Origin of the sequence: Achromobacter sp. ESBL13 (genome assembly GCF_036668755.1) — a bacterium.
GTDB lineage: Bacteria > Pseudomonadota > Gammaproteobacteria > Burkholderiales > Burkholderiaceae_B > Achromobacter.
In genome coordinates this window covers 140,558-149,165 of sequence record NZ_JAZEVT010000009.1, presented here as the reverse complement: position 1 = coordinate 149,165, position 8,608 = coordinate 140,558, and the positions used below count along the sequence as shown (strand labels likewise).

Below are 8,608 nucleotides of genomic sequence, written 5' to 3'. Positions count from 1 at the left end.
CAGTGAAACGCCTTCGCGCCGATGATAGTGGACGGACGTCTGTGAAAGTAGGTCATCGTCAGGCTTTTATTGCGCAAAACCCCACAGGTAATCCTGTGGGGTTTTGTCTTTGGATTTTTGATTTTGGTTTTTGATTCGTTTTTAGCTTCGGTCGTTGCACAGTTTTAGTAGTCGAGCCGCAGCTTATGTGCATGTATTTATAAGAAAAGCCCCGTTGCTAGCGCAGCGGGGCTTTTTTTGTTTATCGCCGTCAGTTCGTCTACGACGCAGACAGGTACTGCTGGCGCTCTATGCCATGGCGCTGAAGTTTGTCGTAGAACGTTTTACGGGGAATGCCCAGCGATTCCAGCGTGGCTTTGATATCGCCCTGATGGGCTTGAAGGGCATCGCGTATTAACCGGGCTTCAAATTGCTCCATACGCTCGGGCAGTGTTTGCTTATTGTCGGGTGCTTGCACGTAGTTCGATTTCACCGTGTCGGGTACCCCCAGGACCAAGCGTTCAGCGAAGTGCGCAAGTTCGCGCACGTTGCCGGGCCAGGCGTGCGTCATGACATGCTGAGTGATCGAGGTCGGTATGTCGGGAATGTCTCGCTGGAAGCGGCGTGACGCGTGGCCAAGGTAATGCGCGAACAGCAGAGGAATGTCCTCTCGGCGCTCGCGCAGGGGCGGAATTCGGATGGTGACGACGTTCAGCCGGTAGAAAAGGTCTTCCCGGAATTTCCCGCGAATGGAGGGATCCCCCAAGTCCTCCTTGGTAGCAGCCACCACGCGCAGGTCCAGGTTGCGGACCTCATTGCTGCCCAGTGGGGTGATCTGGCGCGATTCGAGTACGCGCAGCAGCTTCACTTGCACTGCGAGCGGCATGCTCTCAATTTCGTCCAGGAAAAGTGTGCCCCCGCTCGCGTGTTCGATGCGACCAATGCGCTTCTTCTGCGCGCCAGTGAAGGCGCCGGCTTCGTGCCCGAACAACTCGCTTTCTATGACGCTTTCCGGCAGTGCTCCGCAATTGATCGCGACCAGCGAACGATGGCGACGCCGGCTTAGGCGGTGAAGCGCGGTGGCGACGACTTCTTTGCCAGTGCCGGTCTCTCCCTCTACGAGTACGTCGACATTTGCGTCGGCGATGTGGCGCAGCGTTTCCTTGATGCGTTGCATCGCCGGCGTCGAGCCGATAAACGGGACCTCGTCCGCCTCGACAGCAAACGCCGCCTCCCGCAGACGCCGATTCTCCAACACCAGCCGACGCTTTTCGGTTGCGTGGAGGATGGCGGTTGTGAGCCGGTCAGGCGCATACGGCTTGGCCAAGAAGTCATAGGCCCCGTCGCGCATGCACTGCACTGCCGTAGCGATGTCGCCATGGCCGGTGATCAGAATGACGGGAAGCTCGGGATCGATGTCGCGCAGGCGACGGAATAATTGCAGCCCGTCAATGTCGGGCATGCGGATGTCTGTGACGACCACGCCATCAAACCCCCGATGCAGCGTCGGCAGTGCCGAACGCGCCGAGCTGTGCGCGTCTACCGTCATGCCATGCAACTTCAACGTCTGGATGTTGGCGCGGCGCAAATCTTCATCGTCGTCGATGAAGACGACGTGCGGTGGCACGGGCTGGCCGTCGTCTAGCGGCCCGACCGTGTAGGGGGAAGTATCAGGAGGACGGATCATGGCGAAATGGCTAGTCGGTAATGCGCGGTGGGCGCCTTGCGTAATGTGAGTAGGAAAGTGGCCCCGCCTAGCGCGCCAGGCGGGTTTGGAGACGCCGGGTCGTCGGGATCCAAGGCCGTCAAGTCGCCGCCAAATTCGGCAACGATGTCCCGGCATATCACCAGCCCCAGGCCCAAGCCTTCCGCTTTTGTGGTGTAGAAGGGCGTAAAAAGGCGTGCGCGCGTGTCAGCCGCAAGGCCGGGGCCATTGTCGCTGACCAAGAGCCGCACCGTTTCACCAAGGTCTTGCAGCGTTACCAGCACGCGGCCGTCAGCGACGCCTTCCAATGCTTCCATTGCGTTTTGCAGCAAGTTCACCAGCACCTGTTCGAGCCGAATGCGGTCGGCGCGGACAAGCACATCCTGGTCGTCGGGCGGCCGTACCAGTGTGACCCCTTGCCTGCGCGCACGCGGCCCGATCAGCAGCAGTGCGCCTTCCATGGCGTCCTTCAAGCTTGTCGGCCCCACGGACGTGCCCGCCTTGCGGGAAAACGCGCGGAGTTCGCCCGTGATGTGGCCGATGCGTTCCGTCAAGGCGGCGATGGTACCCAGGTTTTCATTGACGGCGGCCATGTCGTCGCGGCGCACGAATTCGGTCGCGTTGTCGGCGTAGGCGCGGATTGCCGCAACGGGCTGATTGATTTCGTGAGCCACCCCGGCCGCCACCTGGCCGAGCAATGCCAGCTTACTGGCCTGGACCAGTTCGTCCTGCATGGTGTGCAAGCGGGCTTCGGCCCGCTGCCGTTCGTCCATCTCGTCCATCAACTGTTCATTAAGTTCGCTAAGCTGTGCGGTACGTTCGCCGACCAGTGCGGCCAGCTGAGCCTGCGTGGCTGCTTGCTGCCGCGCTTGTTCGCGATTGCGCTGACGCCGGTAAAGCACGATGCCCAGGGCTGCGGCTAACAGGCTTAGCGCAAGCAGCGCCGCCATTTGGGCGTTGGCGGTGGCTTGGTTCATGGCCGCCTGCACCGGCGACAAGAGGTGCAGCGTCCAGCCCGGCGACTCTGTAATGGGCAGGGTCGTGTGCAGCAGCGGGGCGCCTTTTGGAATCTGCGGCAAGGCGTCGTCGGTGCGTACTAACTGGCCATTGCCCACCGACGACAGTGGCGGCGTCAACGGCAAGGTTTGAAAGCGGGCATCGCCGAACTGAAGGCTGGTGCGCAGCGTTTGTGCCAAGTCGGGAGATAGCGGCGCCAACACGTCGAACCGCCAGTCCGACACGCTGCCCAGCAGCACCACGCCATGTTCATCGGTGACGAAGATGGGCGCGCTGGATTGGCGCCAGTCGGATTCCAGGTCGCGGAAGTCAACCTTCAAGACGATCACGCCCAACATGGCGCCTTGGGCGTCGTCCACCCGGCGGGACAGGTACAGCCCGGCTTCGTGGCTGATCGTTCCCAACGCAAAGTGTTCTGCCGAGCCGCGCGCAACCGCGCCTTGGAAGTACGGCCGGAACTGATAGTCCACCCCAACGAACGTCGCGGGTTCGCGCCAATTGCTGGCGGCGATCGCCAAACCCGTCTTGTCCAGCAGGTAGATCGCCGACGCGCCGACGCCGCGCGTCAGCGTGTCGAGCTTGTCATCCAGCGATTCAACCTGGGCGGAGGACGCGCCTTGCAACACCGCGCGCACGTCTACGTCTCGGGTCAAGACAAAGGGTAGCGCGCGGAATTTGTCGAGGTTGTTGCGCAGCAAGGCCGCGTTGATCTGCCCCGCGCTCCGTGCTTGGAGCGTGGCGCTTTTGATCGCGTTCTCGCGTGCCCAATCGGTAGCCGCCTGCAGCACCGCCGCCACCACGCCGATAAGAACCAGCATGGCAACGGCACGCGCGCGCCACGGCCGGCGCGTCTCGCGGGTGGGGGACGAGGCCGGGTTTGAATGCGCGGAACCGGACGCGGAACCAGACACGGAACCAGACGCGGACCCGGACCCGGAGCGGGATGCGGGGCGGATCGACCGGGAGGGAGGAGGTTTTGACATGGTGTGCGGTTTTCCGCACATTCTAGCCCGCTTCCGTGTGGTTTTCCGCCATTTATCCCGCCGAACTTAAAACAAAAATCCGATGAAGCCGTTAACTATCAATGGCTTGTCGCCAATGTGCAGGCCGCTCACGGCCTGGCACAGGTCTTGCGTAAGTAGCAGTAAGCCGAGCCGCTTCCCGCGCGCGGTGAAATGGGCGTGCGGCCACTGCGCATCGCCATAAAACAGAAAACGCCCCGTCGCCCCTTGCGGCAAGGGGCATTGGTGGGGACAAATCCCGATGATCGAAATAGATCAAGGCGCGCCTGCGCGCAAGCTCAAGTTTTATCAAATCCTGTACGTGCAGGTAATCTTCGCCATCGTGATCGGAGTGCTATTGGGCGCGTTCAAGCCTGAACTCGGCCAGCAGATGCAACCGTTGGGCGACGCCTTCATCAAGCTGGTCAAGATGATCATCGCGCCGGTCATTTTCCTGACCGTGGCCTCGGGCATTGCGGCGATGAGCGACCTGAAGAAGGTAGGGCGCGTGGCCGGCAAGGCCATGCTGTACTTTCTGATCTTCTCGACGCTTGCGTTGATCATCGGCATGGTGGTCAGCCATATCGTCCAGCCGGGCGCGGGCATGCATATCGACCCCAGCACCCTGGACCAGAAGGCCGTGGCGAATTTCGTGGCGAAAGCGCACGACTCGACCATTACCGGCTTTTTGATGAACATTATCCCGACGACGATCTTCAGCCCGTTCGTGGGCGGGGACATTCTTCAGGTGCTGTTCGTGGCGGTCCTGTTTGGCATTTCGCTGGCGATGGTGGGTGAGCGCGGCAAGCCAATTCTGAATTTCATGACCGCATTGGCCCAGCCCATCTTCAAGTTGGTCGCCATTTTGATGAAGGCCGCGCCCATCGGTGCATTCGGCGCAATGGCGTTCACCATCGGCAAGTACGGCATCAAGTCGGTCGTTAACCTGGCCATGCTGGTCGGCACGTTTTACGCGACTTCGGTGCTGTTCGTCGTCGTGGTACTGGGCCTGGTTGCCCGATACAACGGTTTTTCGATCCTGAAGCTGGTTCGCTACATCCGCGAAGAATTGCTGTTGGTGCTGGGCACGAGCTCGTCCGAAGCCGCGCTGCCCACGCTGATGCAGAAGATGGAACGCGCCGGCTGTTCCAAGTCGGTGGTCGGGCTGGTGGTACCCACGGGATACTCGTTCAATCTGGACGGCACCAACATCTACATGACGATGGCCGCGCTATTCATCGCCCAGGCCTGCGACATTCCTCTGTCGTTGGGCGACCAGATTCTGCTCTTGGCGGTTGCCATGCTCAGCTCCAAGGGCGCGGCGGGCGTGACCGGGGCCGGCTTCATTACCCTGGCTGCGACCTTGTCGGTGGTACCGTCGGTGCCGATCGCCGGGATGACGCTGATCCTGGGCGTGGACCGCTTCATGTCCGAATGCCGCGCGTTGACCAATCTGGTGGGTAACGCTACCGCCGCCGTCGTGGTGGCCCGTTGGGAAGGCGAGCTGGATCAAGAGCAACTGCACGCCGCGTTGGACGGCCAGCCTACGGCAGGAGGGCCGGCCGCCGACATGCCTGCGTCGGAAACGCATGCGGCGATCAGCCACACGGCCTGAGCCCTGAGGCCCGAACCGAAGCACGGCCCGCAATGATGCAATGAAAAATCCCCCGCGTCGGCTACGACATGCGGGGGATTTTTTTGACCAAGCCGAAACTTGGGGCCCGCTGGCCGCCAATGTCAGCGTTAATGCCAGCGCCAATGCCAATGCCAATGCCAATATCAGTTCAGGGTACGTGTATGCCCGCCGTTCGCAGCAGGTTTGCCGTTTCGAATAGTGGCAAACCCATTACGCCCGTATAGCTGCCCGAAATGTGCGAGATAAAGGCGCCGGCCAGCCCCTGGATTCCGTACGCGCCCGCCTTGCCGAAGGGTTCGCCGCTGTCACAGTAGCGGCCGATTTCGTCGTCGCCCAGTTCGCGCATCTGGACCCGGGTGATCGAGACGGCCTCTAGCAGCTGCCCGCGTGCGCACACCGCCACCGCCGTGTGCACCTCGTGCACCGAACCGGACAAGGCACGCAGAATGCGGATGGCGTCGTCACGATCGGCAGGCTTGCCCAGCACCACGCCATTCAGGATGACGGTGGTGTCGGCGGACAGCAGCGGCAGCTCGGGCAGCGCGTGCGCGTGCATCCAGTCGCGGCCGCGCAGCGCCTTGTCACGGGCGGTGCGCTGCACATAGTCAGCGGCGCTTTCACCTTCGTGTTGGGGTTCGTCTTCGCCCGGGGGGGCAGGCACCAGCAGGACTTTGTGCGCAAGACCGATCTGGGTCAGCAGTTCGCGCCGCCTTGGGCTGGCCGATGCCAGGTAAAGACGGGCGGGGGAAGCGTCGGTGTCGGCGGAGGTAGACATGCGTGAACGCGTAAAAAATTCGGCGCTGCCCGGCCAGCGGTCAGGCGCGGTGGTAGGGGTGATTGGTCATGATGGCCCAGGCGCGATAGAGCTGTTCGGCCAACACCACGCGGACCATCGGATGGGGCAAGGTCAACGACGACAAGCGTAGTTGACCGCTGCACGAGGCCTTAAGGTCGGGGTCCAGGCCATCCGGCCCACCGACCAAGAAGGCGACGTCCTGCCCGCCGGCTCGCCACTGTTCCAGCTTTTGCGACAGGGCCATCGTGGTCAGGTCGCGGCCGCGCTCATCCAGGGCCAGGCGCAGCGCGCCTGGGGGCAGCGCAGCTTCGATGCGCTTGGCTTCGGCAGCCATCATCTGGGCGGGCGTTTTACCGGTGGTGCGCGGTTCGGGTTTGATCTCGCGCAGTTCCAGCGCGCAATCGGCGGGCAGGCGCTTGGCGTAGTCCGCCCAGGCCGTCTCGACCCAATCGGGCATACGCGTTCCCACCGCCGCAACGATCAATTTCACGGCAGGAACTCAGGCTTCGGCGTCGTCGTAGCCGCTGTCGGTGGGGATCGGCGCTACGCGGGTCGATTCCGGCAGCAGCTTCACGCGCACCGGCTTGCCGCCCCAGATTTCTTCCAGGTTGTAGTACTGGCGAATCGCTGGCTGCATGATGTGCACGACGACGTCGCCCAAGTCGACGACAACCCATTCACCGGTGTCTTCGCCTTCGATGGTGATGCCGGTCAGTTCAAGTGCACGGCCACGGTCGGCCACGCTTGAAGCCAAGGCCCGGGTCTGGCGGTTGGAGGTGGCGCTGGCAATCACGACGCGATCGAACAAGCTTGTCAGATGCGTGGTGTTGTAGACCTTGATGTCTTGCGCCTTGACGTCTTCGAGGGCATCGATGACGGCGCGTTGGAGTTTCGTTATATCCATAGCTGCAAATATAACCCGCGGACGGACGGCGGATGCCGGCTCCGTGGCGCTTTCAGCGCCTGGCGGGTGTGGGTTTATCGGTAAAGTTGGTGCGCCGCAATATAGGCGGCAACGGCCGGGGCCAGCAGTCCGTCCGTGGATTCGCCCGCGGCCAGCCGGCGGCGGATGTCTGATGCGGACACCGCCATCGGGGCAAAGGGCAGTTCTTCCAGGCGGTGGCCTTGTTCTTGCAGCCAGCCGGTCAATTCAGCAGGCGGCGTCAATGCCGTGCCGGGGCGGGTGGCCACGGCCAGGTCCACTAAGCTGGCTATGTCGCGCCAGCTGCGCCAAGTGCAGAAATTGGCAAGTTGGTCGGCACCCAACAGCCAGACATAGCGCGCGTCCGAGGGCAGGGCGCGCAACGTGTCGATGGTGTAAGTGGGGCCACTGCGGTCGATTTCAATCGGGTTGACGACCAGCCCGTCATGGCCGGCAATGGCCAGTTCAAGCATGTCGCGGCGTTGTTCGCCCGTGGCATGCAGGGCGGCGCGCTGCCAGGGGTTGCCCGCCGGAATCAATTCCACGGCGGCCAGATCCAGCGTGGATAGCGCGTTTTGCGCCAGCGCAACGTGGGCGACGTGGACGGGGTCGAAACTGCCGCCCAGAAGGCCGATGCGCTTCAAACCCAATCCCGCGGTGTCAGGTACGGCGCGAGCTCGGCTTCGGGCGAACCCGGTTCCGGATGCCAGTCGTAGCGCCATTGCGCCATGGGTGGCATGGACAGCAGGATGGATTCGGTGCGGCCGCCCGATTGCAGGCCAAACAGCGTGCCGCGATCGAACACCAGGTTGAATTCCACGTAGCGGCCACGGCGGTACGCCTGGAAGTCGCGCTCGCGCTCCGTGTACGCCATGCCACGCCGACGTTCCACGATGGGCAGGTAGCTGTGCAGGAACGCGTCGCCTACCGACCGCGTCAAGGCGAACGAGGCGTCAAAGCCCGGCGCGTTCAGGTCGTCGAAGAATACGCCGCCAATGCCGCGCGTTTCGTTGCGATGCTTCAGAAAGAAGTATTCGTCGCACCAGCGCTTGTAGCGCGGATAGTAGTCAGGGCCGTGGCTGGCCAGCGCGTCGCGGCACACCGTATGGAAATGGCGCGCGTCTTCTTCGAACGGGTAATACGGGGTCAGGTCGATGCCGCCGCCGAACCAGAAGATGTCGGCTTCGTCATGCCCGGGGCGGGCCGCCGCCACGAACATGCGCACGTTCATGTGGGTGGTGGGCACGTACGGGTTGCGCGGGTGCAGCACCATCGACACGCCCATCGCTTCCCAGGCGCGGCCGGCAAGCTCGGGGCGGTGGGCGCTGGCCGACGGCGGCAGCTTCGTGCCCTTGACGTGGCTGAACAGCACCCCGGCGCGCTCGAACAACTGGCCGCCTTCCAGCAACCGCGACAGACCGCCGCCGCCCTCGGGCCGGACCCATTCGTCGGCACGGAACGGGCCGCCTTCCGCGGCTTCCAGCGCCTGGACGATACGGGCCTGAAGGCCGGTGAGGTAATCGCGGACAGTGGCAACGGGCAAGGCGTTCAT

General features: G+C 62.9%; 8 protein-coding genes. 1 reads left to right on the top strand and 7 read right to left on the bottom strand.

Annotation, left to right across the window (positions count from 1 at the left end):
- Positions 1 to 259: 259 nt before the first annotated feature.
- Positions 260 to 1,666, bottom strand: a complete 1,407-nt coding sequence (locus V6F88_RS27220; RefSeq protein WP_332613431.1) for a sigma-54-dependent transcriptional regulator — start codon at positions 1,664 to 1,666, stop codon at positions 260 to 262.
- The gene (locus V6F88_RS27215) at positions 1,663 to 3,519 is read right to left on the bottom strand and encodes a sensor histidine kinase (RefSeq protein ID WP_332613430.1); all 1,857 of its coding nucleotides are present in this window, start codon (positions 3,517 to 3,519) and stop codon (positions 1,663 to 1,665) included. The genes V6F88_RS27220 and V6F88_RS27215 overlap by 4 nt, the downstream gene beginning before the upstream one ends.
- A 445-nt stretch (positions 3,520 to 3,964) precedes the next feature.
- Here V6F88_RS27215 and V6F88_RS27210 point away from each other — a divergent pair, with 445 nt between their 5' ends.
- Positions 3,965 to 5,317 carry a dicarboxylate/amino acid:cation symporter gene (locus V6F88_RS27210; protein WP_332613429.1) on the top strand — a complete coding sequence of 451 codons (1,353 nt, stop codon included), beginning with the start codon at positions 3,965 to 3,967 and terminating at the stop codon, positions 5,315 to 5,317.
- A 169-nt stretch (positions 5,318 to 5,486) separates the two neighbouring features.
- Here the strand turns inward: V6F88_RS27210 and V6F88_RS27205 are convergent, their stop codons facing one another.
- The 5 genes from V6F88_RS27205 to hemF form a co-directional block, all read right to left on the bottom strand.
- On the bottom strand, positions 5,487 to 6,113 hold the full coding sequence (locus V6F88_RS27205) for a Maf family protein (RefSeq protein ID WP_332613428.1): 627 nt from the start codon (positions 6,111 to 6,113) through the stop codon (positions 5,487 to 5,489).
- A gap of 40 nt (positions 6,114 to 6,153) precedes the next feature.
- Entirely contained in the window at positions 6,154 to 6,624 is a 471-nt protein-coding gene (gene rlmH, locus V6F88_RS27200) for a 23S rRNA (pseudouridine(1915)-N(3))-methyltransferase RlmH (protein ID WP_332613427.1), read from the bottom strand.
- Between the two features lie 9 nt (positions 6,625 to 6,633).
- Positions 6,634 to 7,038, bottom strand: coding sequence for a ribosome silencing factor (gene rsfS, locus V6F88_RS27195; RefSeq protein WP_332613426.1), 405 nt, complete (start codon positions 7,036 to 7,038; stop codon positions 6,634 to 6,636).
- Positions 7,039 to 7,112: 74 nt separating this feature from the next.
- Positions 7,113 to 7,700 (bottom strand): nicotinate (nicotinamide) nucleotide adenylyltransferase, encoded by a 588-nt coding sequence (gene nadD, locus V6F88_RS27190; protein ID WP_332613425.1) that lies wholly within the window; start codon positions 7,698 to 7,700, stop codon positions 7,113 to 7,115.
- A complete protein-coding gene (gene hemF / locus V6F88_RS27185) occupies positions 7,697 to 8,608 on the bottom strand; it encodes an oxygen-dependent coproporphyrinogen oxidase (RefSeq protein WP_332613424.1) in 912 nt (303 codons plus the stop codon). The genes nadD and hemF overlap by 4 nt, the downstream gene beginning before the upstream one ends.